The following is a 25,625-nucleotide window of genomic DNA, read 5'->3' as shown; positions in this document are numbered from 1 at the left end:
CCCCGAAGCCTTTCCGCGGGGCCTCACAGATCTTCAGGCTTGAGACCGGTGCGCTTGGCAATCCGCGACAGCATGACAGGGCCGAGCTCTTCGTCGTCGTGAAAGGCAAAGACAAAATCGGGATGCCCGTCCTTGCCAAGGGTGCGGTGCGATCCGGACTGCCGCTTGAGATTCCACCCGGTTCGCAGTAGTGCCGCCAGCACCCGGCGCGCTTTCGCGGCCGGAAACCGGCTCACTCTGCCGCGACCGAGATTGAAAGCCCCACGGGGCGAGCCTCACCATGCTCAAGCTGCTCGGCAAGGACGCGCAGCGCGAGCACTTCAGCCTTGGCCATGGCCTCATCGCGCGTGGCGCCATAGGCGAGGACGCCGGGGAGCTGGGGAACCTCGGCGATCCAGCGGCCGTCGACTTCCTGCTCGGTCTCAAGGGTCAGGTTCATGCTGCGACCATAGCACATGCCATCAGGCGTGGAACGGCGTTACTCCGCCGCCTGGCGCTTGCCGGATTTGGCACGGCGGCCGAGGAGATCGCGGAGGTATTGCCCCGTGTAGCTCTCCTTCGTCGCGGCGACGTCCTCGGGCGTGCCTTCGGCACGACCGGAGCGCGGGCGCTATCGCTGGCCCATGACAATCGGCCAGGCGATGGCGCCGAACAGGATCATCGACACGAGCAGCCCGATGGAGGAGACGGCTGCGATGGGGTCGGCACCGGATTGGCCGCCAAAAATCAGGAACAGGCCGACGATGAGCGCGGCGAAGCTCACTTGCGCCAGCCAGAAATGCGCCCTAGCGAGCCAGCCTTCGGCCGCCAGCGGAAACTGGTGGTAGAACAATCCAAACAGCGCGAAGCTGACCCAGCCGATGACCAGCAGATGCGCGTGCGTCGGCATCTGCGCATGGTCCTTTGTGATGCCCATGACCAATCCCAGCGTCATGCCGAGCACGGCGTAGACGACCGCGCTGCCGAAGAACCTTGCTGCAAGCCCCGTCATGTGTCCCTCCGGTTTGTTTACTCCGCGGCTTGGCGCTTGCCGTTCTTAGCCTGCGCGCCTTCGGCACGGCCCTTCGCGCGCCGGCCAAGAAGGTCGCGCAAATACTGCCCCGTATAGCTCTCCTTCGTCGCGGCGACGTCCTCGGGCGTGCCGGCCGCCACGATGCGTCCGCCGCCGTCGCCGCCCTGCGGGCCCATGTCGATGATCCAGTCGGCGGTCTTGATCACTTCCAGATTGTGCTCGATGACGACCACGGTATTGCCGGCGTCGGCCAGCTCGTGCAGCACCTCGAGCAGCTTGGCCACGTCGTGGAAATGCAACCCGGTGGTCGGCTCGTCGAGGATGTAGAGCGTGCGGCCTGTAGCGCGGCGTGACAGCTCCTTCGACAGCTTGATGCGCTGGGCCTCGCCGCCCGACAGCGTCGTCGCCTGTTGGCCGATGTGGATGTAGCCGAGGCCGACGCGGGCGAGCGTCTCCAGCTTGTCGCGGATCGACGGCACGGCGGAGAAGAAGCGCGCGCCTTCCTCCACCGTCATGTCGAGCACGTCGGCGATCGACTTGTCCTTGAAGGTGATCTCCAGCGTCTCGCGGTTGTAGCGCTTGCCCTTGCAGACGTCGCAGGTGACGTAGACGTCGGGCAGGAAGTGCATCTCGATCTTGATGACGCCGTCGCCCTGGCAGGCCTCGCAGCGGCCGCCCTTGACGTTGAAGGAGAAGCGGCCCGGGCCGTAGCCGCGCGCCTTCGCCTCGGGAAGGCCGGCGAACCAGTCGCGGATCGGCGTGAAGGCGCCGGTGTACGTCGCCGGGTTGGAGCGCGGCGTGCGGCCGATGGGCGACTGGTCGATGTCGATGACCTTGTCGAGCTGGTCGAGGCCTTCGATGCGCGTGTGCGCGCCGGCGTGCACACGGGCGTTGGCCAGCTTGCGGGCGGCGGCGGCGTAGAGCGTGTCGACGGTGAGCGTCGACTTGCCGGAGCCGGAGACGCCGGTGATGCAGGTGAAGAGCCCGATGGGGATGTCGGCGGTGACATTCTGCAGGTTGTTCTCGGACGCCCCGACGATGCGGATCGAGTTGCCCTTTTGCGGGCTGCGGCGCTTTTTGGGCAGCGGGATCTGCCGCGCGCCGGACAGGTACTGGCCGGTGAGGCTCGCCGGGTTGGCCATGATCTCGGCCGGCGTGCCCTTGGCGATCACCTCGCCGCCGTGAATGCCGGCGCCGGGGCCGATGTCGACGACGTAGTCGGCCTGCATGATGGCGTCCTCGTCGTGCTCGACGACGATCACCGTGTTGCCGATGTCGCGCAGGTGCTTGAGCGTGCCGAGCAGGCGGTCGTTGTCGCGCTGATGCAACCCGATTGACGGCTCGTCGAGCACATAGAGCACGCCGGTGAGGCCGGAGCCGATTTGCGAGGCGAGGCGGATGCGCTGGCTTTCGCCGCCCGACAGCGTGCCGGCGGCGCGGGAGAGCGTGAGGTATTCGAGGCCGACGTCGTTCAGGAACTGCAGCCGCTCGCGGATCTCCTTGAGGATGCGCGTGGCGATCTCGGTCTGCTGCTTGGTGAAGGTCTTGGGTAGCTCGGCGAACCATTGGTTGGCCGCCTTGATCGACATGTCGGTGACTTCGCCGATGTGCTTGCCGCCCACCTTGACGGCGAGCGCTTGCGGCTTGAGGCGATAGCCGTTGCAGGCTTCGCACGGGTGCGAGCCCTGGTAGCGCGCCAGCTCCTCGCGCACCCACTCGGAGTCGGTCTCGCGCCAGCGCCGCTCGATGTTGCCGATGACGCCTTCGAACGGCTTGACGGTCTTGTAGTTGCGGGTGCCGTCCCAGTAGGTGAGCGTCACCTCCTCCTCGCCGGTGCCGTAGAGGAGGGCGAGCTGCACGTGCTTGGGCAGCTTGTTCCACGGCGTCGACATCGACACCTTGAAGTGCTTGGTCAGGCTTTCCAGCGTCTGCTCGTAATAAGGAGACGAGGCGCCGGTCTTCGCCCACGGCACGATGGCGCCTTCCGACAGCGACAGATCGGCGTTGGGCACGACGAGCTCGGCCTCGAACTGCAATTCGGTGCCGAGGCCGTCGCAGGTCGGACAGGCGCCGGCGGGGGCGTTGAACGAGAACAGGCGCGGCTCGATCTCGTCGATGGTGAAGCCGGAGACGGGACAGGCGAAGCGTGCGGAGAAGGTGACGCGCTCGTGCGTCTCGTTCTTCGACTTGTTGGCGCCCTTGGTCTCGGAGGCGGGCAGCGGCTTGTCGGCCAGCTCGGCGACGGCGATCTGCTCCTCGCTCAAGTTGAGCGCGGTCTCGAACGAGTCGGCGAGGCGCTTGGCGATGTCGGCGCGCACGACCAGGCGGTCCACCACGACGTCGACGTCGTGCTTGAACTTCTTGTCGAGCTTCGGCGCCTCGTCGATCTCGTAGAAGGTGCCGTCGACCTTGACGCGCTGGAAGCCCTTCTTCTGCAGCTCGGCCAGCTCCTTCTTGAACTCGCCCTTGCGGCCCCGGGCGATGGGCGCCAGCAGGTAGAGGCGCGTGCCTTCCGGCAGGGCGAGCACGCGGTCGACCATCTGCGACACGGTCTGGCTCTCGATCGGCAGCCCGGTGGCCGGCGAGTAGGGGACGCCGACGCGCGCGAAGAGGAGGCGCAGGTAGTCGTAGATCTCCGTCACCGTGCCGACGGTGGAGCGCGGGTTCTTCGAGGTCGTCTTCTGCTCGATGGAGATGGCGGGCGACAGGCCGTCGATATGGTCGACGTCCGGCTTCTGCATCATCTCGAGGAACTGGCGGGCGTAGGCCGACAGGCTCTCCACGTAGCGGCGCTGGCCCTCGGCATAGATGGTGTCGAAGGCGAGCGAGGACTTGCCGGAGCCGGAGAGGCCCGTGAACACGACGAGGGCGTCGCGCGGGATCTCGAGGTCGACGTTCTTGAGGTTGTGCTCGCGCGCCCCGCGGACGTGGATGGTTTTCATCAGCGACGGCGCCGCGGGCGGCTTAGGGGCTTTGGCCATGGGTGTGTCTAACCGACGCCGTTTGGGGCGGCAAATCTACGGGGGAACGGGGTGATCCGGGCCGTCTATAGATAGTGAGAGAAGCGGCCGTCCGGAAGCGCCGCAACTGTCGCGCCGCTTCATGGCCTGTTGACGGCTAGCGAAGATCGTCCGGTCCTGACCCGTAGGGCGTCACCCACAGTCGACCACGCCGTCCGCTTTCGTCCCTAAGCGAAGATACCGCGTCGGTCGAACCACTGACCGAGTTGCGTGCCGGTTTGCCCCGCCGCTACTCGACCTCGTTGCAGACGAGCTTGAGGTGCCCGCCGCGCGCTGTGTCAGGCATCGAAACCTCTCGGTTGCCTCCATTAAGTCCCTTGCCGCCACTGTCCTCGAGCAGCTGGGTTGCCAGATAGGCCACCTGCGTGCGGTTGGTGGCGTGGAGCTTCTTCATGATGTTGCGGACGTGGACCTTTACGGTGCTCTCGCGCATCTTGAGCTCGTAGGCGATGATCTTATTCGGTTTCCCTCGCCGCAGAGCATCGATCACCGCGGCCTGGCGCGTCGTGAACAGGCCGTTGGATTTTGGCGCGCAAGTCTGTGCCTCCTCCGGTGCGTGATGAGCGGCGATCAAACTGCTCGCCGGAACAAAGGTGCCACCTGCACGAACGAGATCCATGGCCTGCATGGCCGTGGACAGCGAGAAGCTTGTCGGGACGTAGCCACGAACCTTCTGGGCGAGCATCTGGACAATGACAGCTGGATCTTCGTTGTCGGAAACGACCACGACGGGACTGCCGGCAGCCTGAGCCGAGAGTCGTTCCACTTCGGCCAACGCGTCCGTCTTCACTATCCCGCTTTGGTACAAAACGACGATGCTGGGGTTGGGAAGGCATCCGCCGTCCACCCATTCATCCAGGGCGGCGAAGCACTCCGGGGATATGCCTCGCTCTTCCTTGAAAACGCGGGCCCAAAATTCGCGTGTCATCGTTTGCCGGGCGATGACGACAACGCGATCATCGCACAACCAGGGCTTGGTCGGCAGATCCATATTGGGACCTCGCACTCAGTGACACCCCGTCGGGCTCTGATGTGCAAACCCCGTACCAAGAAGAATTACGACGTGGAAGGCGCGGAGCTTAACCCTACGCGAGGCACGGTCGGGCGGATGACCAACCGGGTATCTGACCGGATCAGCTGAGACTTGGGAGCCCTGCCGTTAGCGAAGCGCACCCCAAGAAAATGATGCTGCGACCAACCACGCGTCGAATGCCACCGAAGACGTCTTCGAAACCGATCTGCAGGCGTCGCCACTCGTAGACGGCGTCAAGGACGGCGCCCTTTGCCGAAGCCCTCGGAGTCGTTGAGTCCCTCCAAAGCGAAGCGCTCGAGGCGTTGCGGATCGCGCTCCCCATCGGCGACCGCGCGCAGTATGCGCGTGGCGAGCAACATCCAAAGGGGTAAGGGGTTGCTTGGTAATCCGCCAAGCTGACTCAGAGCTTCGTTCCAGGTCGCCTCGGTCACGAGGTCCACCAACTCACTCGTGGCGCGGTTCGTCTCGTCGACGAGCTCATTGGCCACAATAGTAGAATCCCCGCCACCAGTGAGGTGGACGTCACCGCCTTCCAGCTTGATGGCGTCTTCACCAGACATGCTGACCCGTGTCGCAACGTTCAAAAAAAATCTAGTCTGCGCTGAATTGGTTCGCAGCTTACAAAACAGTAAGTTAAGCGTCGAAGCTCACAACCTAGCTCAGCATCGAGAGCGTGTCATCCGCTAACGACGCGCGGTCCAATCAGCCCGAAAGTTAATCATTCCGTAGACTGAAAGTTTTGCAGGTTCAGCGGCCGACCCTTGCTAAGACCAGCCCGCGCTCATCAACGATTTCAAGCCAGAGTTGGACGAGGTCGTCCTCATGCATGATCTCGGTGCGCGCCTTCTGTGCTTGGATGACAGCTTCAGCCAAGTCAGCGACCTCAACGCCTACAGGGTCGCGTGCAATGTGATGATCAAAGTGCACGTTGAAGAAGTAGCGGGGCATAGGCGCGCGCCTTATGGAAAGAGCATGCTGCGCCGACGCCGGGAAACCCGATTGATGGCCCTGTACGAAGAGTCGGCTTCGGTCGTTTATGAATGGCAATCAGGTCGCAACCGAGCCAGTTAGCCTTTTGATCGGGCGACGCTGGGAAATAGTGGTACCGCGCTGGCTTCGTTTACCAACAGCGAGCGCGCGAACCGCACGAAAAAAGGCCGAGGAAACCAGTTCTCCACCCGCGAACGTGGGTTGTCTTGTGGGTTTCACCCACGGTGATGGCTCAACCGTTACAGGAGGCCGCGATTGCGCAGGCGCTCAGCTACTTCCGGACGATGCCACTCTTCGGCGGCCCGTAGGTGCCAATCCGTGGATTTGAGAACGGTCCTCTATACTGCGCGTCCGCCGCCATACTGGGTACAGCCTCGGGAGACACCTTGATCGAGTAGAGGTGCCGATCAGGATCGATGGGGACAATGCCGAAGTCCTTGTCGATCGCTCCGATTTTCACGCCAAGCGACTTCGCCGCGTTGGCGAGCGTGGGTGAAGCGAGTTCAACCGTCATCAGAACCTTGTCTGAAGCGACGATGCGGCCTCCCATGGCATTTGACCTCTCAGGCACTCGGCAGGAGCCTCATAGCTGTGCCGACGGCGTTGATAATACCATAGCCGTAATTCTTGTTCCAACCGGTCGGTCCGGTCGGCTGCGTAGCGTCAGATCTCAGCTCCCGAGATAGGTCGCCGGCGCCGATCTTTGAAGGGGCTACGCGACTTCGAATGGCGGCCACGCAGCCTGCAGCAACTGGGCAGGCAGCAGAGGTCCCGCTGTCGGGCTCATCGGCACCAAAGGCCTGTGACCCGGCAAAGTGTGTATAGGCCGTAAGATCGGGTTTTGAGTGCTTCATGCCCGGAATGGCTGGACCCTGCGACGAATATCCCACTCTGCGTTTCTTCACGGTGGCGCCAGCTACGGTAATGACGTCCGGGTGAGCGTTGGCCCCCATGATTGTGTTTTTTGTGACGCCTTCGCACCGGGCGTCCGGGCACGGTGATCCGCAATTCCCAGCCGCGAAAAGGATATCGGCGCCGGCGCGCGCCAGGGTTCCCACGATGATGTTGAACGGATGGTTGGGGTTGTCGGCGTAGCGGCCGGAATGACCTTTCGGGAAATCCCAACTCTCGTGATACATGCCCCAGCTATTATTCACGACGAGCGCACTGTATTTCCAGTCAGACGATCGCATGGTCATCATCAGATACGAGTAGGCTTGAAGGGCGTCGCTCAGGAAGCCGTCCATCCCGCTGGCTCCACTCGTCGTCGATAAAAGAATCGGAAAATCCAGCAGCGTCGCTTTCGGTGCAGCAATGAGAGCGTCGTAGGCGCACATCGTTCCGTGGTGGACGGGATGCTTGCCCGGCTTCCCAGATACGCCGCTTGGCGACCAGGAGACGCTACTGTCGAACGACACCTTCGCGCCCACCTTCTTGAGATGCGCAAGGTTTATGCCGGTGTCCATAATCGCGATCGCAACCTTGCTTCCTTCACATCCCATGTCTGCCAGTTTGGCAACGTCGATAGCCTTGGCGACGTCCTTCGCAGATCCGACGGCGGGATCGCCGGGACACGTTGAAAAAGGCGCAATTTTTGGGTCCGAATAGACTTCCACGCCCTCTTGCCGTGTCAACGACGCGATCTCTGACCGGGGAACCGTGGCGCGGATCACAAACTCCGGCGATCTTGCGGTGGTCGAGAGTGCGAGACGTGGCGTATGGCCGATGCGGCCCAACGGCACTGGCGCAAAAGTCTTATCGACGGTCACATAGTCAGGCAGAGTCTCGGGCGCATGACGGATTTTGATTTTTTGGGGAGCATTCGCCAGGACAGCAAATTCTCGCAATTCAGCCTGCGCTCGCATCACGAGCAAAACGCGCACTTCTGACATGAAGTTCTCCCAACAAAATAGAGAAATGAATGCTCGCAATTTACCGGGCACGTTTTGGCGTTGCAATCACATCGACTAGTGGGACGCACAAAAAAAGGCCGGGGAGACAAGCTCCTCGGCCTCCGGGCGCAAGTGCCGCCCGTAAGAAGGCGACTGCTACTTCTTCTTGGCGCCGCCCGGCTCCTGCACGGTCACGAGCGCCTGACCGTTCGACGAGATCGTGTCGCCTTCCTTGGCGAACCACGAGAAGCCCCACGGGCCGGTGACAGCGCAGCCGTCCTTGCAATCGACCTTCACTTCCTTGCCGGCGGCGATGGTCTCGACCTTCTCCTCGTTGCCGTAGTCGATGCCCACGGTGAACTCGCCCGCGCTGGTGTTCTTGACGGTCACTGCCGCTGCCGGACCGGCGATGGCGAGAGTGAGAGCCGCCGCCGCGGCGGCCGTAGCCAATTTCATTTCGTTTTCCTCCGGTTGAGTGGATGTTTTGCGTTTTCTCCGCTTCTCTCGGCGGTTGCGGGAAAAGGTGGTGCCCGGAGCGGCAATCAGCAAGAGTATAACGTTACAAACTTTGGAATTGCGTGCGCGGAATTTCGTGTTCTCACGACACTGGCTTTTAGGAGCTCGCGTCTAGGGTCGGCCGCTCAGTGGAGGGAGCTAGCGATGGGCGCGCTGATCGCATTCGTCTTGGGGAATTTCACGCTGACGTTCCTGGTGCTGGGGATCGCCGCCGGGTTAATCGCAGCGGCGCGTGCGCCGGGCGGCCTCACGCGCGCCAACGTCGCCGAAGGGCTGCTCGCCTATTTCATTCTCTTCACGATCGCCATCGCCTACTTCTACAACTTCGTGTTCCACGTCTTCTTCGGCGATCTGGCGGCGAGCTTCATCGGCTGGGCGAACAGTCCGTTCCAGGCGGAGGTCGGCTATGCAAGTCTCGGCTTCGCGGCGGTGGGTCTGCTCGCCTTCAAGGGCAACTGCATGGTGCGGCTGGCGTCGATCCTCGGGCCGGCGATGTTCCAGTGGGGCGCTGCGGCCGAGCACATCAAGAGCATTCTCGCCACGGGCAACATGGCGCCGGGCAACGCGGGCATCATGCTCTACTCGGACATCCTTCTACCGCTGATCGGTTTTGCGTTGCTGTGGTTCAAGCGGTCGGTCGATACAAGCTGCGCCGCGTCAGGCATGGCCTCGGGAACGGTTCGCGGCTAAGGTCATTTCCTCGTCACCGCTGGGAGGCTGCAATGACGGTGCTGAAGTGGGTGCTCGTGATATTCGGCGTGATGTTCCTAGCCGCCGCCGCCGCTATGGTCGGTATCTTCTATTGGGCGAGCAACGTTCCGACCGTGCAGGTGACGGAGGCCGATCTCGCCATCGGCGGCAGCTATCCGCCGGAGGAAAAGCAGGCGCTGCTCGACGCCTGCAACGGCCGCAACATCGAAAAGCGCGCCGATAGCTGCACGTGCATTGCCGACAAGGCCGGCACCGAGCTGTCGCGCTTCCTGCGCCTGATTCTCACCGCCACCCTGGAGGGCAGCGCCACCAAGATCGTCGCCGTCACCAAGGGGTTGATGGCCAGCGGCGTTCCTGAGGACAAGGCCCAGGCGATGGAGAAGGAGGCGGAAGGCCGCTTCGACTCGCTGCTGCAGGCTTGCGGGCTCAAGCAATGACGATGGCTTCATCGGGAACGTTGGCGACCACCTGTTGCGTCGTCGGCGGCGGTCCGGCTGGAATGGTGCTCGGCCTCTTGCTGGCGCGCGCCGGCATCGACGTCGTGGTGCTGGAGAAGCACGCCGACTTCCTGCGCGACTTCCGCGGCGACACCATCCATCCCTCGACGCTCGAGGTGATGGACGAGCTGGGGCTGCTCGACGACCTGTTGAAGCTGCCGCACAACAAGGTGTCGCGGCTCGGCGTGCAGGTCGGCGACACGTCGATCAACTTCGCCGACTTCACCTGGCTGCCGCCGCGCCATGCGTTCATCGCGCTGATGCCGCAGTGGGACTTCCTCGACTTCCTCGCCGACGAGGCGCGCAAGTATCCAAACTTCAAGCTCATCATGCAGGCGAACGTTACCGACCTCGTGGAGGAGCGCGGGCGCGTCGTCGGCGTTCGCGCCACGACGCCCGAGGGCCCGCTCGAGGTACGTGCCAAGCTCACCGTCGGTTGCGACGGCCGCAAGTCGACGGTGCGCGCCAAGGCCGGACTCGAGGTGGAGGACATCGGCGCGCCGATCGACGTGTTCTGGATGCGCGTCTCGCGGCGGCCCGACGATCCGCCGTCCGGCGGCCGTCTTAATGCCGGCAGCTTTTTCGCGATGCTCGATCGTGGCGACTACTTCCAGCTCGCCTACGTGATCCCCAAGGACACGGCGGAGAAGCTGAGGGAGCAGGGGCTGCCGGCGTTTCGCGAGATCATCGCCAAGGCGCTGCCGTTCCTCGCCGACCGGGTGGACGAGCTAAAGACGTGGGACGACGTGAAGCTGCTGACCGTATCCATCGACCGGCTGCGCACCTGGTATCGCCCCGGGCTTCTGTGCATCGGCGATGCGGCGCACGCCATGTCGCCCATCGGCGGCGTCGGCATCAATCTCGCCATCCAGGACGCGGTAGCCGCAGCCAACATCCTCTGGAAGCCGCTGAAGGACGGCACGCTGTCGACGTTCGACCTGGCGAAGGTGCAACACCGGCGCACGTTCCCGACGCGTGTAACGCAACGGCTGCAGGTTTTGGCGCAGAACCGCATCGTGCAGCCCGTGCTCAGCTCCAACCAGCCGCTGCAGGCCCCGCGGGCGGTGAGCCTGTTCAACAGGCTGCCGTTCCTGCAGCGTATCCCGGCGCGCATCGTCGGCGTGGGCGTGCGCCCCGAGCATGTGAAGTCGCCCGCCGCGCCTCGTCCGACCTGAGTGAACCGCGGAACCGATTGCGGCGTTCTCACCGAATTGGTTAGATCGCGGCAATGAGTACGAGCCCGGGGGAACGTCGTGGCACAGGCGGTTGCAAGGCCAGGCGGCAAGGCTCCCCGCAAGCCGTTCTACCGCGTGCTCTACGTTCAGGTGCTGTTCGCCATCGTGCTCGGCTTCTTGGTCGGCTGGCTCGCCCCCGACATCGCCGAGAGTCCGTGGATGAAGGCGCTGGGCGACGGCTTCATCAAGCTCATCAAGATGGCCATCGCGCCCATCATCTTCTGCACCGTGGTGTCCGGCATCGCCCACATCGAGGATGCGAGCAAGGTCGGGCGCGTCGGTATCAAGTCGCTCGTCTATTTCGAAATCGTGTCGACCCTGGCGCTGGTAATCGGCCTGGTCGTCGGCAACGTGGTGCGGCCGGGCGAGGGGTTCTCGGGCGCCGCCGGCGATGCGGCGGCGGTGGCGCAGTACGCCGATCGCGCCGCGCACCAGTCGACGGTCGAGTTCATCCTACACATCATCCCCGACAGCCTCGTCGGCGCGTTCGCCGACGGCAACATCCTGCAGGTGCTGCTGATCGCCATCCTGTTCGGCTTCGCGCTGATGGTGCTGGGCGAGCGCGGACGCGCCGTGCGGACGCTGGTCGACGATCTCGGCCACGCGTTCTTCGGCATCATCGCCGTGATCATGAAGGCGGCGCCGGTCGGCGCGTTCGGCGCCATGGCCTACACCATCGGCAAGTACGGTCCGGAGGCGCTCGGCAACCTCGCCGGGCTGATCGCCACGTTCTATCTCACCTCGGCGCTGTTCATCTTCGTCGTGCTCGGCGTTATTGCGCGCGTGGCCGGCTTCTCGATCCTGCGCTTCCTCTCCTACATCAAGGACGAGTTGCTCTTGGTGCTCGGCACGTCGTCCTCGGAAAGCGCGCTGCCGCAGTTGATGGAGAAGCTGGAGCGGCTCGGGTGCTCCAAGTCGGTGGTCGGCCTCGTGGTTCCCACCGGCTATTCGTTCAACCTCGACGGCACCAATATCTACCTGACGCTGGCGACGCTGTTCATCGCCCAAGCGCTGGGTGTCGAGCTGACGCTCTATGAGCAGGCGGTCATACTCGGCGTCGCCATGCTGACGTCGAAGGGGGCGAGCGGCGTCACCGGCGCCGGCTTCGTGACGCTCGCCGCGACGCTGGCGGTGGTCAGTCCGGCGCTCGTGCCCGGCATGGCCATCGTGCTCGGCATCGACAAGTTCATGAGCGAGTGCCGGGCGTTGACCAACTTCATCGGCAACGGCGTGGCGACGATCGTCGTCTCGGCGTGGGAGGGCGAGCTCGACCGCGAGAAGCTGGCGCGTGGACTTGCGCGCCGCGTCGATCCCTCCGACGTCGAGACCGCCGTCACCACGGGCTAGGCGCGCGGCCGCAACCCAGATCTGTCATCCTCGGCCTTGGGCCGAGGATCCAGCGCTCAGCATTCGATTTGCTCGAAGGAGAATTGGAGAGGTGGGTCCTCGGGACAAGCCCGAGGATGACAGTGGGCGACTTCAGTCGGCGTGGTTGGTGAGGGCCACGTACTTTTCGTCCTCTTGCGCGCGGCGCTCGAAGGCGAGGAAGTCGTAGTAGCCGCAGCGGCCGGAGCCGGGGAACGAGCGGCACACTGAGGGGCGCGCCGTGTAGATGGTGCAGCAGCGCTTCTTGGTGTCGAAGAAGCGGCAGATCTTGCCGTACAGCTCGTCCTTCTTGCGCCGCATGGCGTACTTGCGGCCATGCTCCTCCTTGGTAAACGCCCGTTTGGCCTCGTCGAACGAGAGATTGTGATGGCGGGCCAGCCGCTCGACATCGCGCTTATCCAGGGGGATGAGCGGATAGGAACAGCAGTAACCGGGGCATTTCCGGCAGTTATATTGGGCGGCGCTCAAGCTCGGCGCTCTCCTGAGGTGTTTCGGCCACCCTCGGGTCGATAGCGTGGTCGCAGGCCCGAGTATGGCGGAGCGGCCCTTGACTCATGCAATGCTCCGTGGGGAAAGAGCAAGGGGGATGATGGTTTTGGATCCGGTTCGCGGAGCCATGTCACACTTTTTCCCATAAGCTCTGCGTAGTTCGCGCGCGTCAGCGTGTTGGGGTAAAATCGGTATGGCGGACAGGGCTCGTCTTTCTCCGGAGTCGGAGACGCCGGTCAACCCCTACAGCCTGCTCGAAGCCGTCAACAGCTCGAGCGACACCGCCCATACCGGCTGGCTGATCTTCCTCGCCATCATGACCTACCTGATGATCGCGGTGGCGGGCGTCACCCACGAGGCGCTGCTGCTCGAGACGCCGGTCGAGCTGCCGATCCTCCAGGTCAAGATCCAGCTCAAGCAGTTCTTCCAGTTCGCGCCGGTCGTGCTGGTGCTGTTCCACCTCGGCATCCTGGCGCAGCTCGTGCTGCTCGCCCGCAAGACGCTGGAGTTCGACCACGCGATCCGTTTCCTCGAGACGAGCGACAAGCGCACCCATCCCTTGCGCCTCGAGCTGCACAACTTCTTCTTCGTGCAGGGCATCGCCGGCCCGCAGCGTTCCGTGGTAATGAGCGCCTTCCTGAACCTGATGTCGTGGCTGACGATCGTCATCCTGCCGGTGGTTCTGCTGCTCTACATGCAGGTCGCGTTCCTGCCCTATCACGACGTGACGACGACGTGGATCAACCGCATCTTCCTGACGCTCGACATCGCCGGGATACTGCTGATCGGTGTGTTCCTGATGCGGGCGGAGACGTCGTTCCTGCAGGCGTTCTGGCGCTCGACCGTGGCGCACCCGGTGAGCGCGATATCTACGGCCGTGGTGCTGGCCATCGTCGCCTACCTCTCCTATTTCGCCGCGACCGTGCCGGGCGAGCCGCTCGACAAGGTCGGGCAGCGGCTCATGGCGTGGTCGAAGCCGGCCGACGGCGGCAAGGTGCAGCAGAGCGGCTTTTCGCTGCCGTTCCTCAGCGCCGGCACGGACGGCACCCTGTTCGGCATCTTCCGCCGCAACCTCGTGGTGACGGACTCCGACCTCCTGGGAGAACGCGAGCCGAGCGGCGAGAAGACGCTGCGTTTGCGCGGCCGCGACCTGCGCTACGCCAAGCTCGACCGCACGGATTTCTCCGGCGCCGACTTGACCGGCGCGGCGCTCGACGGGGCGAGCCTCGTCGGCGCCAACCTCGAGAAGGCCTCGCTCGCCTGCGCCGAGCCCGACACGGTGATGCTGAGCGACAACCGGGTGGCGGCACGCTGCGCCACCGCCCGCGGCGTCGACCTGACGCGCGCCCGCCTTGGCAACGCCCGCCTGTGGGGCGTCGACTTCAGCGGCGCCAAGCTCGACGAGGCGCAGCTCGACGGTGCCGATCTGGCCAACGCCGTGCTGACGGGCGCCAGCCTGTCGAGCGCGCACCTCGACCGGGCGGACCTGACCGGCGGCGTGCAGGCGCAGGGCGCCAACTTCCTCAACGCTTCGCTGCAAGGCGCGGATCTGACCGGCGCGCGGCTGCAACTCGCCGATTTCTCCAGCGCCGCGATGCAGGGCGCGCTGCTCGACTTCGCCCAGCTCGAAGGCGCCGTGCTGCGCGACGCCAATCTCGAGGCGGCGAGCCTGCAGCAGGCGCGGCTCATCGGCACCGACATGAGCGGGATGAAGATGGCCGGCAGCGACCTGCGCGGCGCCGTGGTCTGGATGGCGCAGGCGCCGGTGTGGGATTCGACGGGGCTCACCGATCTCAGCGAGCTTTCAGTGCGTGCCCCCGCCGATACCGAACGCGCCAGCCTGCAGGCGAGCCTGCAGCGTATGGGCGGCGACGATGAGCTGCGCCGCAAGGGCCAGGAGCTCACCGCGCAGCTTGCCGAGAAGGACGCGACCTGGTCGGGCACGCTCGACCAGCAGCGCTGGCAGAGCTGGGTGGGGGCCTCGCCGCCGCCGCCGGCGCTGACCTACAAGTCCGATCTCACCGCCTACCTGACGAAGCTGATGTGCAGCGCCCGCTGGAGCAACGGCGGCATCGCCACCGGCGTCGCCCGGCGCGCCACCGGCACCCAGTTCCGCGGTGACGTGGTCGCCGTCTACGACGGGCTCAAGGCGCCGTCCTGTGTGGCCTCGTCTCAAGCGCCCGCGAAGGTCATGCGGGACCTCTCCTCGGCCGCCGAAACCGCCCGCAACTGATCCATCCCTGTCAAATGAAGTGGCGCCTTGCCAACGCCGCCGACGCGTCCTATCTATAGAACATATAGAGAACACTGGCGGCCCGATTTGGCGTGGACAACCCGCCATCGCCCGCCGGCCGATCCCCACGATGGGGTAGGTTGCGACTGCGACTCATCGGCGGGCCTCATGGGCGGACCGGGTGAGAGATGGATTCATCGCAGCTGCCGAGGTGGCGCGCTGCAAAGACGAGGAGTGATGGCATGGCTGGTTCGGTCAACAAGGTGATCCTGGTGGGCAACCTGGGCAAGGACCCGGAGATCCGTCGCACCCAGGACGGGCGTCCGATCGCCAACCTGCGCATCGCCACCTCCGAGACGTGGCGCGACAAGTCGACGGGCGAGCGGCGCGAGAAGACCGAGTGGCACTCGGTCGTCATCTTCAACGAGAACCTCTGCAAGATCGCCGAGCAGTACCTAAAGAAGGGCGCCAAGGTGTTCATCGAGGGCCAGCTGCAGACCCGCAAGTGGCAGGGCCAGGACGGCCAGGACCGCTACTCGACCGAGGTCGTGCTGCAGGGCTTCAACGGCAACCTGACGATGCTCGACGGCCGCGCCGGTGGCAGCAGCGGCATGAGCGAGGGCGGCCAGGCGGACTACGGCGGCGACAGCAGCGGCGGCTACGAAGCGCCGGCACGTTCTCCCTCGCGCGGCGGTGGCGGCGGCGGCGGCTCGAAGGGCGGCGGCGGCTTCGACAAGCAGCTCGACGACGAGATCCCGTTCTAAGGCTCCGCTCTATCCCGCCACCTAGCGTCATGGCCGCGTTGTGGCGAAGCCATGCTCCGCATGGACGGCGGCCATCCACGCCAGCTTCAAGGTGGCCGGATTGCAGGCGCGCAGGCGTTCCGCAGCCATTGGCGGCTTCTGGTAATATCTCGTTATTACCGGCAGTTAGCGGCGCGGGCTGGCATGCAGCCTGCGTTCATTTTGAACGCGCTATCACAATTCGGTCGTCGAAGGCCCGCACAAGCGGGCTGTCACTGGGTCGGCCGCGGGCCGGCCGATCGATTTGGGGAGTAACACTATGCTCGGGCGATCCATCGTGGCGCCTCTACTCGCACTGCTCGTCATTCCGCTGGCTGCCGACGTGGCGTCGGCGCAGGGTCGTGATCGCGATCGCGGTCCGCCGGGATTCGATCGTGACCGTGGCCCTCCGGGATTCGATCGCGACCGCGGGCCTCCGGGACGTGAGCAGTGGGAGCTGCTCGGCGAGCAGGCCGTCGGCTTCGGCGTCGATCGCGATGTCATCCGCGTCGGCCGCCGCGAAGGTTTCTTCTCCAGGATCGCGCTGGAAGTCCGCGACAACGATGTCGAGATCCTCGACCTCAAGGTGTTCTTCAACCGCGGCGCGCCGCAGGACGTGCGCGTCCGCCAGGTCATTCGCCGGGGCGAGCGCACGCGGCCGATCGACCTGATCGGCCGTGATCGTCTGATCGACCGCATCGAGATCGTCTATCGCTCGAACCCGAACGTCCGCGGCCGCGCCAAGGTGGCGGTGTTCGGTCTGCGCGACATGCCTCCGCCGCCTCCGCCGCCGCCGCTGAGCTGGGTCGAGCTCGGCTGCGGCAAGGTAGGCATCAAGCCTGACCGGGATTCGATCCGCGTCGGCCGCCGCGAGGGGCGCTTCAGCGCCATCAAGCTGGCCGTGCGCGGCAGCAAGATCGAGCTCATTGACTTGACCGTCGTCTACGAACGCGGGCCGCCCGACGAGCTGCAAGTGCGCAAGAAGATCGGCGACGGCGAGGAGACGCCTCCGCTCGATCTGCGCGGCGAGCGTCGCGCCATCGATCGCGTCGGCCTGACGTATCGGCAGACGCTCGGATTGAACCTGATCAAGGGCCCGGCGACCGTCTGCGTGCTCGGCCGCTAAGGCGATCATGCCTGGCATAAACGAAGAGCCCCGCAGCGATGCCGCGGGGCTCTTTTCTTTAGAGAATAGCGCTCAACGCGATTACTGATGCCGGCGCAGACCGCCACCCACATCGTCATTCCCGCGCAGGCGGGAACCTAGACACGACACCTCGCGACGACGGTGGGTTAGTAGACATGTGGCTGGGTCCCCACCTCCGTGGGGATGACGTTGATTGTCGGCAATGGCACCTCGCAGCGACGTGACGCGCATAAACGAAGAGCCCCGCAGCGATGCCGCGGGGCTCTTTTTGATTCCGTGCAGGCCGCCGTTTACGGCGAGGCCGGAGGCGTCTCTTTCGGCGTCTCGGCCGGAGGTGTCGCTGGAGCGGCAGGCTCCGTAGCCGGCGGGGTGGTGGCCGGGGTGTCGGTCGCCGGCGGCGCCTGCAGCGTCTCCTTGGCGGCGTCGTAGGCGTTCTTCGTCGCCTCGCCCGCCTTCTCGAGCGCCGGCTTCACGCTCTCCTCGTAAGTTTTCTTTGCAGCCTCGCTTGCCTTCTCGAGCGCCGGGCCCGCTTCCTCTTTCGCCTTGTCGTAGGCGTCCTTCGCCGTCACCGAGCCCTTGTCGGACAATTCCTTCGCCTTCTCGATGGCGCGGTCGAGCAGCGACTTCGCCGGCTGCTTGCGCTCGAATGTGGCGAGTGCTTCGAGTGTTTCCTTCGTCGCCTGCGGCAGCGTCACGGTGACGACGCCGTTCTCGTTCTTGATCTGCAGTGCGGAGAGCGCCACGCCGACGCGCTTCTCGCCCCAGCCGGCGAAACCGCCAACGCCCATGATGACGCCCTGGATCTGGTTGTCGGCGTTGAGGATCAGATCCTCGATGTCGCCGACGATGGCACCTTCGGCATTGTGCACCTTGGCGCCGAGTATGAGATCCTTGGCGAGGTACTGGCCGTCGCCCTGGCTCGTCAGAAATACGTCCTGGGGAACGGTGGCCGTCTGGGCGAATGCCGGCGCCGTCCACAACGCTGCCACGGCCGCCAAGGCCAACACGCCTCTGTGCATCGAACTCTCCTTCGTTCTGTTCACCGGACCGCCTCGGCGCATCCGGGCGCGCAACCTAGCATTAACCATGCCGCCGCGCTGGAGGCATGTAGCCCCTCGGCGTGTCAGGCACAAGACGCCGCAAGCGGCTGGCGCGGATTTGCGATAGGGCGCTAATGCGCTGATTCGGAAGGCGAAAATATGGGGGTATGAAGCCCTGGAAATACCTGCCCGCAGATTGCGCCGCGGGGGTCGGATGGCGTATGATCACAGGTAGATTCAGAGCCCACCCGACGCACGCCTCAGGGCGTGCGTCGCGCTATCAGCGGACAGCAAAAAATCGTGGCCGACCACACCGACGACAAGGCGCCCGGCGGCAAAGAGCCGAGCGACATCCGACCCGTTTCGATCTCCGACGAGATGAAGCGCTCGTACCTCGAGTACGCGATGAGCGTCATCATCTCGCGGGCGCTGCCCGACGTGCGCGATGGCTTGAAGCCGGTGCACCGCCGCATCCTCTACGCCATGCAGCGGCTGGGGCTCGACTGGAACAAGAAGCACATGAAGTCGTCCAAGGTCGTGGGCGACACGATGGGCGACTTCCATCCGCACGGCAACCTGGCGATCTACGACGCGCTGGTGCGCATGGCGCAGGAGTTCTCCTTGCGCGTGCCGCTGATCGACGGGCAGGGCAACTTCGGCTCCGTCGACGGCGATCCGCCCGCGGCCGAACGCTACACCGAGGCGCGGCTGTCTAAGATCGCCCAGTACCTGCTCGATGACCTCGACAAGGACACCGTCGACTTCAAGCCCAACTACGACGACCGTCTGCTCGAGCCGTCAGTGATGCCGGCAAAGTTCCCCAACCTGCTGGTCAACGGTGCCGGCGGCATCGCCGTCGGCATGGCGACGAACATTCCCCCGCACAACTTGGGCGAGGTGATCGACGCCTGCCTCGCACACCTGGAAAATCCCGAGATATCCATCGACGAGCTGTGCCAGATCGTCCAAGGCCCGGACTTCCCGACCGGCGCTCTGATCATCGGCCGTAGCGGCATCCTCGCCGCCTACCACAAGGGCCGCGGCTCGATCCTGATGCGCGCCAGGGTCGAGGTGGAGGAGATCCGCAAGGACCGCGAGGCGCTGATCGTCACGGCGATCCCCTATCAGATCAACAAGAAGACGCTGATCGAGAAGATCGCCGACCTGGTGCGCGAGAAGCGCGTCGAAGGCATCGCGGACATCTGGGACGAGACCAACCGTGAAGGCATGCGCATCGTCATCGAGCTGAAGCGCGATGCGGTCGCCGACGTGGTGCTGAACCAGCTCTATCGCTTCTCCGACCTGCAGACGACGTTCGGCGCCAACATGCTGGCGATCAACGGCGGCCGCCCGGAGAGCCTCAATCTCAAGGACATGATCGAGGCCTTCACCAACTTCCGCGAGGAAGTGGTGAGCCGCCGTACCAAGTTCCTGCTCAACAAAGCGCGCGACCGCGCCCACGTGTTGGTCGGCTTGGCCATCGCCGTTGCCAACCTCGACGAGGTCATCAAGCTCATCCGCCATGCGCCGAGCCCGGCGGTGGCGCGCGAGCAGTTGATGGAGCGCGACTGGCCGGCGCGCGACATCGCCCCGCTGGTCGAGCTAATCGCCGACCCGCGCCACAAGGTCCAGAAGGACGGCACCTACAAGCTGTCCGAAGAGCAGGCCAAGGCGATCCTCGAGTTGCGCCTTGCCCGCCTGACGGCTCTCGGCCGCGACGAGATCGCCGACGAGTTGAAGAAGATCGGCGAGGAGATCAAAGAGTACCTGGCCATCCTCGCTTCGCGTTTGCGCATTGTCGAGATCGTCAGGGGCGAGCTCACCGCGATCCGGGAAGAGTTCGCCACGCCGCGCAAAACCGAGATCCTCGAGATCGACGGCGATGTCGAGGACGAGGACCTCATCCAGCGCGAGGACTGCGTCGTTACCGTCTCGCTCAAAGGTTACATCAAACGCGTGCCGCTGGGGACGTATCGGGCGCAGCGGCGCGGCGGCAAGGGCCGCTCGGGTGCCGGCACGCGCGAAGAGGACGTCATCACCACGCTGTTCGTGGCGTCCACGCACACGCCAGTCCTGTTCTTCTCCTCGCGCGGCATGTGCTACCGGATGAAGGTATGGCGCCTGCCGGCGTCGACGCCGCAAGCCGTCGGCAAGGCGTTGGTCAACCTGCTGCCGCTGGTGCAGGGTGAGGTCATCACCTCCATTCTGCCGCTGCCCGAGGATGCCGAGACGTGGGGCACGCTGCAGCTGGCGTTCGCCACGCGCTCGGGCAGGGTGCGGCGCAACGCGCTCTCGGACTTCGAGAACATCAACCGCAACGGCAAGATCGCCATGAAGCTCGACGATGGCGACGCCATCGTCTCGGTGAACATCTGCACGCCGGAGAACGACGTGCTGCTGACCACCGCGCGCGGCCGCTGCATCCGCTTCCTGCTCGCCGACGAGGTGCGCCTGTTCAAGGGGCGTGACAGCGACGGCGTGCGCGGCATCAAGCTGGACGACGACGACAACATCATCTCGATGACGGTGCTGACGCACGTCGACGCCGATCCTGCCGAGCGCGCCGCCTACCTGAAACAGGCGAACATGCTGCGCCGGGCGCAGGGCGAGGAGATCGCCGAGGAAACGAGAGAGGTCGACGCCGACGAGGAGGTCGTCGAGGGCACCGCCGAGCTCACCTCGGAGCGTTACGCGGAGCTGTCGGGCAAGGAGCAGTTCGTGCTCACGCTGTCAGAGCGCGGCTTTGGCAAGCGGTCGTCGTCGTACGAGTACCGGACCTCCGGGCGCGGCGGCAAGGGCATCGTCGCCATGGTGGTCAACGACCGCAACGGGCCACTAGTCGCCTCGTTCCCGGTCGTCGATACCGACCAGATCATGCTGGTGACGGACGGCGGTCAGCTCATCCGCTGCCCGGTCAACGACGTGCGCATCGCCGGCCGCAATACGCAGGGCGTGCGCATCTTCAAGACCGACGCTGAGGAGAAGGTTGTCTCGGTCGAGCGCATCCCCGACGACGGCAGCGACAGCGGCGAGGAAGCGGGCGACGCCCAGAACGGCGACGCGCCTCCCGCCGACTGACGCACGCATCGATGCGACAATTGTCATCCCGGCAACAAGTGGCGGGATGACACCTGTCTACGCGGCGCGGGGGGTGTGGAGGGCGAGGAGGGCCGCGGCGACGGGCGTGGCGGCGCACAGCGCCTCCCAGGCCGGCAGCACGGTGCGGCCTGAACGCGCGCTGAGCAGCAATCCGCGGGCGCGAAAGCGCGAGGTGATGCGGCTCAGCGTGTCCGGATTGAGCGCCAGGTAGTCGGCGATGTCGGTGCGCGACAGCGGCACATCGAGCGCCATTCCCGTGGGGGCGCTCGATCCCAGGCGCAGGCCAATCTCGATCAACAGCGACGCGAAGCGCTCGTCGCCGGTGAGGGCACCGACGATGGAGGCGTGCAGCGTGGCGCGGGCGTGCTGCTCGGCGAGCCGGCGGCGCGCAAGCACGCACTGCTCCGGGCTCGCGGCGAGCAGGGCATCGAAGCTGCGCGCCGGCAGCCGCCACACCTCGGAAACGCCGAGCGCGGTCAGTGCGACGCCCGGCAGCTCGGGTACCAGAGCGCGGCGGACAATGTCGCCCGGATAGAACAGCTCGAGCAACTGTCGATGCTTGCCGGGTGCCGCAGTTTCGATGGCGAGAAGACCGGAGCGGACGACGTAGACGACCTCGGCCGGCGCGTGGTCGAGGGCGAGTCGCTGGCGGCGCCGCGTGCGGACCGCGGTCGCGTGCTCGCGCATCTGCTGCTCGGGAGCGGCGCCTGGCGGAACAGATCGTTGCGAGGTCTGTTGCGGGCTCACGGCGGGGGATGCGGCGGTCTGAGAGAGGAGACTCATGCCGTCAATTCTCGGGGGCGGCGCGTCGCGCGGCCTTGATCCTGGTCAAGGCGCCGAGGTTGCGTGCGCCGCAGGGCGCTTGACCGCCGTCAGCACTGCGTGTCGACGCGGACACAGGACGCGGTGGACGCGCATGGCGCTGACCGGGGTCAGCCAGCCGGCTGGCTAATCGCTCGGCAAATCAATCGTTTGCATCAACGCTGCGCGCATTGATTTGGGCGCTCCGGACGGCGCCCACTGGAGGAGAGCGACATGCGAGCAGTGATACGCGCGGGTGCATTGGCGTTGATTGTCGGGACCGCCACGGTGCCTCCCGCGCAGGCGGGCGACACGCAGGGAGATTTCATGGTGCGCGTGCTCGGCACCGTGGTCGATCCCGATACCGACGCGGCGGTGAGCGCCAACGGCGTCGGCATCGCCGGCGCCAATGCCGAGGTCTCGACGCAGGTCATCCCGGCGCTGACGCTCAGCTACTTCTTCGACAGCAACTGGGCGGTCGAGTTGTTCTGCTGCTTCTCGAAGCATTCGGTGGACGGCAAAGGCGCCATCGCCGGCCTCGGCGAGATTGCCGATACGTGGATCTTCCCGCCCGTCGTCACGCTGCAGTACCACTTCGCCGGTCTCGGCCCGATCAAGCCGTACGTCGGCGCGGGCGTGCAGTACATCCACTTCTTCAACGAGGGCACGGGCGCCAACGCGCTCGGCGCGTCGAGCGTCGACATCGACGACGCGTTCGGCTTCGCGCTGCAGGCGGGCACCGACATTTCGCTCGGTCAGGGCTGGTACCTGAACGCCGACGTGAAGAAGGTGTGGCTGAACACGGACGTCACCTGGAACAACACGGCGCTGGGCACGGTGAAGGCGGACGTCGACATCGACCCGTGGATCATCAGCGCCGGCGTCGGCTACCGGTTCAACCTGGAAGACCTGTTCGCCAGCCGCACCACCGCCCCGCCGAAGTAGGGCACGCCGCACTCCGAACTGTCATCCTTCGGCTTGTCCCGAGGACCCACGGCTCAGCGCGGTCACGCCGGCGATGTGAAAACCGAGAGCTGGGTCCTCGGCGTCATGCGGAAGGCATGCCTCCGGCATGGGCCGAGGATGGCAGACGAAAGGGTTGCGCGCATTTGTTTACGGCGATGGGGTAGGGCGTTGTAGCATCGGCACGCACACAACTTGCGTGTGTCATGCAACTCGTCGGCCCATGAAACGCATCGGCTTCTATCCCGGCTCGTTCGACCCCGTGACCCTCGGGCACACGGACGTGATCGCGCGCGCCTGCCGGCTGGTCGATCGCCTGGTCATCGGTGTCGGCACCCACGACGCCAAGCAGCCGATGTTCACTGTCGCCGAGCGCGTCGCCATGCTGGAGAGCGAGACGGCGCCGATTGCCAAAAAGACAGGCACCGCGATCGACATCGTCACGTTCGGCGGTCTCGCGGTCGACGCGGCACGCGAGACGGGCGCAAGCGTGATCGTACGCGGCCTGCGCGATGCGACGGACTTCGACTACGAGGTGGGCATGGCGGGCATGAACGGCGCCATGGCGCCAGGCATCGAGACGGTGTTTCTCGCAGCGACGCCGTCGGTGGCGCACATCGCCGCCAACCTCGTCCGGCAGATCGCACAGATGGGGGGCGACGTCTCGCCGTTCGTCTCGCCAGCCATCGCCGCGCGCCTCAAGACAAAGGCTCGCAACTAAAAGCAATTCGTCGGATTGCCGTCGGCGCAGCCGGGCAAAATTTGTTGCCGCATGCCCCCCGAGACTGCGACTGGTCAGTTGCGCGGCCGCCGCCTGGAGCGGTAAGAATGCCGTGCATAGCGGCCCGGCCATCGGCCGCTTCGAGGTCTCTCAGCCCAGAAATCGGAAGGTGTGCCCCATGCGGTTTTTGACCTGCTTTGCCCTGGCGTTCTGCGTCTTCGCCGGCGCGGCTTGCTCCGAGCAGCCCGGCACGACCGGCGCCGCCGATAGCGACATCCTCGTCATCGAGACGAAGCACGGAAAGGCCCTGGTGAAGCTGCGCCCCGACCTCGCGCCCAAGCACGTGGAGCGGATCAAGCAGCTCGCCAAGGAAGGCTTCTACGACGGGTTGAAGTTTCACCGCGTGATCGGCGGGTTCATGGCGCAGACGGGTGATCCCGCGGGAACGGGCGCCGGCGGCTCGAACTATCCCGACGTGCCGGCCGAGTTCTCCCCCGAGCCATACAAGCGCGGTACCGTCGGCGCGGCCCGCACCGCTGACCCCAACAGTGCCAACAGCCAGTTCTTCATCTGCTTCGACGACACGGGCTGCTCGAGCCTCACCGGCCAATATACGGTGTGGGGGCAGGTGGTCGAAGGCATGGACGCGATCGACAAAATCGCCAAGGGCGAGCCGCCGCCGATCCCCGACGTGATGGAAAAGGTTTACCTGCAGTCGGACAAGAAGTGACGTTGCCGCCGACCACGGCGACGGCGCTCATCCCGTTCGTGCCGGGTGGGCGCGACTTCGAGCTGTCGATCGCCTTTTTCGGCGAGTTGGGCTTTGGCGTGCAGTGGCGGCACGAGGGCCTCGTTGGGCTGCGCTTCGGCGAGGCGGCGTTCATGCTGCAGGATATCGACGTCCCTGAGTGGCAGACGAACCAGATGCACGTCATCGAGGTCGGCGACCTCGACGCCTACTGGCAATACATTTCCGGCAACGGGCTGGCCGAGCGCTTTGCCGGCGTGCGGCTCAAGGCACCGCACGACTATCCCTGGGGCCGCGAGGTGCACCTCATCGATCCGGCCGGCGTCTGCTGGCACGTGCGCCAGGCAAAAAGCGCCTGATTTGCCGCCCGGCGCGTCACCCCCTAAACCCTATTTCCCCAACCTAAAGCTTGGAGACAACCATGGCGAACCCCGATCCGGAGAACACCCTCATCATCGAGACGACCAAGGGCCGCGTGGTCATCGAGCTGCGCCCGGACCTCGCGCCCAAGCACGTCGAGCGCATCAAGCAGCTGGTGCGCGAAGGCTTCTATGACGGCATTCCGTTCCACCGCGTCATCGAGGGCTTCATGGCGCAGACCGGCTGCCCGAAGGGCACCGGCACCGGCGGCTCGAGCTATCCGAACCTGAAGGCCGAGTTCAACGCCGAGCCGCACGTACGCGGCGTCTGCTCGATGGCGCGCTCGCAGAGCCCTGACAGCGCCAACAGCCAGTTCTTCATCGTGTTCGACGACGCGACCTTCCTCGACAAGCAGTACACGGTGTGGGGCAAGGTGATCGAGGGCATGGAGAACGTCGACAAGATCAAGCGCGGCGAACCGGTGCAGAACCCGGACAAGATGGTTTCGGTGAAGGTCGGCGACGCCGCCTAGTGCGTCGAGTGCGGAGTGGAGATGGGCTGATGGTGCAACTGGCAGCGTTGCTTCTCATTTTTGCCGGATTGGCGGGTGCCGCCGGCGTCGGGCTCGCGGCTGCCGGTGCGCACGGCAACGACATGGCGTCGCTGACGTCGCCCGCCTACTTCCTGCTCATGCACGCCACCGCGGCGGCGGCGATCGTCGCCCTGGCGTCGCGCGCGGCGCATCCGGGCGCGTTCCTGCTGACGGCATTCGTCCTGCTCGTCGGCGTGACGCTGTTCTCCGGTGACATCGCCGTGCGCACGCTATGGCAGGTGAAGCTGTTCCCGATGGCCGCCCCAGCCGGCGGGATGATCATGATCGGCGGCTGGCTGCTCCTCGCCTTGGCCGGCGTGTGGGAGCTCATCGCGCAGCGGTCAGCATGAAAGGCATG

The 25,625-nt window shown here is 65.2% G+C and carries 27 protein-coding genes; 14 read left to right on the top strand and 13 right to left on the bottom strand.

The genetic code is table 11. The features are described 5' to 3' along the window. Positions 1-23: 23 nt before the first annotated feature. From GIW81_RS04020 to GIW81_RS03975, 10 genes are all read right to left on the bottom strand, one after another. Positions 24-236 carry a type II toxin-antitoxin system HicA family toxin gene (locus GIW81_RS04020; RefSeq protein WP_210251900.1) on the bottom strand — a complete coding sequence of 71 codons (213 nt, stop codon included), beginning with the start codon at positions 234-236 and terminating at the stop codon, positions 24-26. Next, positions 233-439, bottom strand: a complete 207-nt coding sequence (locus GIW81_RS04015; protein ID WP_154738032.1) for a type II toxin-antitoxin system HicB family antitoxin — start codon at positions 437-439, stop codon at positions 233-235. The genes GIW81_RS04020 and GIW81_RS04015 overlap by 4 nt, the downstream gene beginning before the upstream one ends. 171 nt (positions 440-610) lie before the next feature. Then, a complete protein-coding gene (locus tag GIW81_RS04010) occupies positions 611-991 on the bottom strand; it encodes a hypothetical protein (protein WP_154738031.1) in 381 nt (126 codons plus the stop codon). Between the two features lie 17 nt (positions 992-1,008). After that, entirely contained in the window at positions 1,009-3,993 is a 2,985-nt protein-coding gene (gene uvrA / locus GIW81_RS04005) for an excinuclease ABC subunit UvrA (RefSeq protein ID WP_195930351.1), read from the bottom strand. 268 nt (positions 3,994-4,261) lie between these two features. Continuing rightward, a complete protein-coding gene (locus GIW81_RS04000) occupies positions 4,262-5,023 on the bottom strand; it encodes a helix-turn-helix transcriptional regulator (RefSeq protein WP_154738030.1) in 762 nt (253 codons plus the stop codon). Between the two features lie 275 nt (positions 5,024-5,298). Further along, complete coding sequence (locus GIW81_RS03995; protein ID WP_154738029.1) at positions 5,299-5,625, bottom strand: hypothetical protein; 327 nt, start codon at positions 5,623-5,625, stop codon at positions 5,299-5,301. A 187-nt stretch (positions 5,626-5,812) separates the two neighbouring features. Then, positions 5,813-6,013, bottom strand: coding sequence for a DUF6894 family protein (locus GIW81_RS03990; protein ID WP_154738028.1), 201 nt, complete (start codon positions 6,011-6,013; stop codon positions 5,813-5,815). 313 nt (positions 6,014-6,326) lie between these two features. Further along, the gene (locus GIW81_RS03985; protein ID WP_154738027.1) at positions 6,327-6,605 is read right to left on the bottom strand and encodes a hypothetical protein; all 279 of its coding nucleotides are present in this window, start codon (positions 6,603-6,605) and stop codon (positions 6,327-6,329) included. Between the two features lie 13 nt (positions 6,606-6,618). Then, positions 6,619-7,947: a S8/S53 family peptidase gene (locus GIW81_RS03980; RefSeq protein WP_154738026.1), complete on the bottom strand. Its 1,329-nt coding sequence runs from the start codon at positions 7,945-7,947 to the stop codon at positions 6,619-6,621. A 156-nt stretch (positions 7,948-8,103) separates the two neighbouring features. Continuing rightward, complete coding sequence (locus tag GIW81_RS03975) at positions 8,104-8,403, bottom strand: hypothetical protein (protein WP_154738025.1); 300 nt, start codon at positions 8,401-8,403, stop codon at positions 8,104-8,106. Positions 8,404-8,607: 204 nt separating this feature from the next. Here GIW81_RS03975 and GIW81_RS03970 point away from each other — a divergent pair, with 204 nt between their 5' ends. The 4 genes from GIW81_RS03970 to GIW81_RS03955 all read left to right on the top strand — a co-directional run bounded on the left by GIW81_RS03970 (position 8,608) and on the right by GIW81_RS03955 (position 12,253). Continuing rightward, positions 8,608-9,153, top strand: a complete 546-nt coding sequence (locus tag GIW81_RS03970; RefSeq protein WP_154738024.1) for a DUF6790 family protein — start codon at positions 8,608-8,610, stop codon at positions 9,151-9,153. A gap of 32 nt (positions 9,154-9,185) precedes the next feature. Beyond that, on the top strand, positions 9,186-9,611 hold the full coding sequence (locus tag GIW81_RS03965; RefSeq protein WP_154738023.1) for a hypothetical protein: 426 nt from the start codon (positions 9,186-9,188) through the stop codon (positions 9,609-9,611). Then, positions 9,608-10,846, top strand: a complete 1,239-nt coding sequence (locus GIW81_RS03960) for an FAD-dependent oxidoreductase (protein ID WP_229309073.1) — start codon at positions 9,608-9,610, stop codon at positions 10,844-10,846. The genes GIW81_RS03965 and GIW81_RS03960 overlap by 4 nt, the downstream gene beginning before the upstream one ends. Positions 10,847-10,924: 78 nt before the next feature. Then, positions 10,925-12,253 carry a dicarboxylate/amino acid:cation symporter gene (locus GIW81_RS03955; protein WP_324614882.1) on the top strand — a complete coding sequence of 443 codons (1,329 nt, stop codon included), beginning with the start codon at positions 10,925-10,927 and terminating at the stop codon, positions 12,251-12,253. Positions 12,254-12,385: 132 nt separating this feature from the next. On the opposite strand, the gene GIW81_RS03950 is transcribed toward GIW81_RS03955, so the two are convergent. Continuing rightward, a complete protein-coding gene (locus GIW81_RS03950) occupies positions 12,386-12,760 on the bottom strand; it encodes a YkgJ family cysteine cluster protein (protein ID WP_154738022.1) in 375 nt (124 codons plus the stop codon). A 214-nt stretch (positions 12,761-12,974) separates the two neighbouring features. Here GIW81_RS03950 and GIW81_RS03945 point away from each other — a divergent pair, with 214 nt between their 5' ends. The 3 genes from GIW81_RS03945 to GIW81_RS03935 all read left to right on the top strand — a co-directional run bounded on the left by GIW81_RS03945 (position 12,975) and on the right by GIW81_RS03935 (position 16,922). Next, positions 12,975-15,014: a pentapeptide repeat-containing protein gene (locus GIW81_RS03945; RefSeq protein ID WP_154738021.1), complete on the top strand. Its 2,040-nt coding sequence runs from the start codon at positions 12,975-12,977 to the stop codon at positions 15,012-15,014. A 242-nt stretch (positions 15,015-15,256) separates the two neighbouring features. Then, the gene (locus tag GIW81_RS03940) at positions 15,257-15,778 is read left to right on the top strand and encodes a single-stranded DNA-binding protein (protein ID WP_154738020.1); all 522 of its coding nucleotides are present in this window, start codon (positions 15,257-15,259) and stop codon (positions 15,776-15,778) included. A gap of 298 nt (positions 15,779-16,076) precedes the next feature. Beyond that, complete coding sequence (locus tag GIW81_RS03935) at positions 16,077-16,922, top strand: hypothetical protein (RefSeq protein WP_154738019.1); 846 nt, start codon at positions 16,077-16,079, stop codon at positions 16,920-16,922. A 311-nt stretch (positions 16,923-17,233) separates the two neighbouring features. Here GIW81_RS03935 and GIW81_RS03930 read toward each other — a convergent pair whose 3' ends face one another. Continuing rightward, on the bottom strand, positions 17,234-17,962 hold the full coding sequence (locus GIW81_RS03930; RefSeq protein ID WP_195930349.1) for a PRC-barrel domain-containing protein: 729 nt from the start codon (positions 17,960-17,962) through the stop codon (positions 17,234-17,236). Positions 17,963-18,283: 321 nt separating this feature from the next. On the opposite strand from GIW81_RS03930, the gene gyrA reads away from it, so the two are divergent. Further along, positions 18,284-21,061, top strand: a complete 2,778-nt coding sequence (gene gyrA / locus GIW81_RS03925) for a DNA gyrase subunit A (RefSeq protein ID WP_324614881.1) — start codon at positions 18,284-18,286, stop codon at positions 21,059-21,061. Positions 21,062-21,118: 57 nt separating this feature from the next. On the opposite strand, the gene GIW81_RS03920 is transcribed toward gyrA, so the two are convergent. After that, positions 21,119-21,865 (bottom strand): Crp/Fnr family transcriptional regulator, encoded by a 747-nt coding sequence (locus GIW81_RS03920; RefSeq protein WP_154738017.1) that lies wholly within the window; start codon positions 21,863-21,865, stop codon positions 21,119-21,121. A 252-nt stretch (positions 21,866-22,117) separates the two neighbouring features. Here GIW81_RS03920 and GIW81_RS03915 point away from each other — a divergent pair, with 252 nt between their 5' ends. The 6 genes from GIW81_RS03915 to GIW81_RS03890 all read left to right on the top strand — a co-directional run bounded on the left by GIW81_RS03915 (position 22,118) and on the right by GIW81_RS03890 (position 25,617). Beyond that, complete coding sequence (locus GIW81_RS03915; protein WP_154738016.1) at positions 22,118-22,828, top strand: OmpW/AlkL family protein; 711 nt, start codon at positions 22,118-22,120, stop codon at positions 22,826-22,828. Between the two features lie 241 nt (positions 22,829-23,069). After that, complete coding sequence (coaD, locus tag GIW81_RS03910) at positions 23,070-23,567, top strand: pantetheine-phosphate adenylyltransferase (protein WP_154738015.1); 498 nt, start codon at positions 23,070-23,072, stop codon at positions 23,565-23,567. A gap of 178 nt (positions 23,568-23,745) precedes the next feature. After that, positions 23,746-24,297, top strand: coding sequence for a peptidylprolyl isomerase (locus GIW81_RS03905; RefSeq protein ID WP_154738014.1), 552 nt, complete (start codon positions 23,746-23,748; stop codon positions 24,295-24,297). Continuing rightward, positions 24,294-24,674, top strand: a complete 381-nt coding sequence (locus GIW81_RS03900; protein WP_210251899.1) for a VOC family protein — start codon at positions 24,294-24,296, stop codon at positions 24,672-24,674. Before GIW81_RS03905 ends, GIW81_RS03900 begins: the two co-directional genes overlap by 4 nt. A 62-nt stretch (positions 24,675-24,736) precedes the next feature. Then, the gene (locus tag GIW81_RS03895) at positions 24,737-25,207 is read left to right on the top strand and encodes a peptidylprolyl isomerase (RefSeq protein ID WP_154738013.1); all 471 of its coding nucleotides are present in this window, start codon (positions 24,737-24,739) and stop codon (positions 25,205-25,207) included. A 29-nt stretch (positions 25,208-25,236) separates the two neighbouring features. Then, on the top strand, positions 25,237-25,617 hold the full coding sequence (locus tag GIW81_RS03890; RefSeq protein WP_154738012.1) for a DUF423 domain-containing protein: 381 nt from the start codon (positions 25,237-25,239) through the stop codon (positions 25,615-25,617). Positions 25,618-25,625 lie beyond the last annotated feature (8 nt).

It is taken from the genome of Hyphomicrobium album (assembly GCF_009708035.1).
Taxonomy (GTDB): Bacteria; Pseudomonadota; Alphaproteobacteria; order Rhizobiales; family Hyphomicrobiaceae; genus Hyphomicrobium_A; species Hyphomicrobium_A album.
This window is presented reverse-complemented; position numbering and strand designations above follow the sequence as displayed.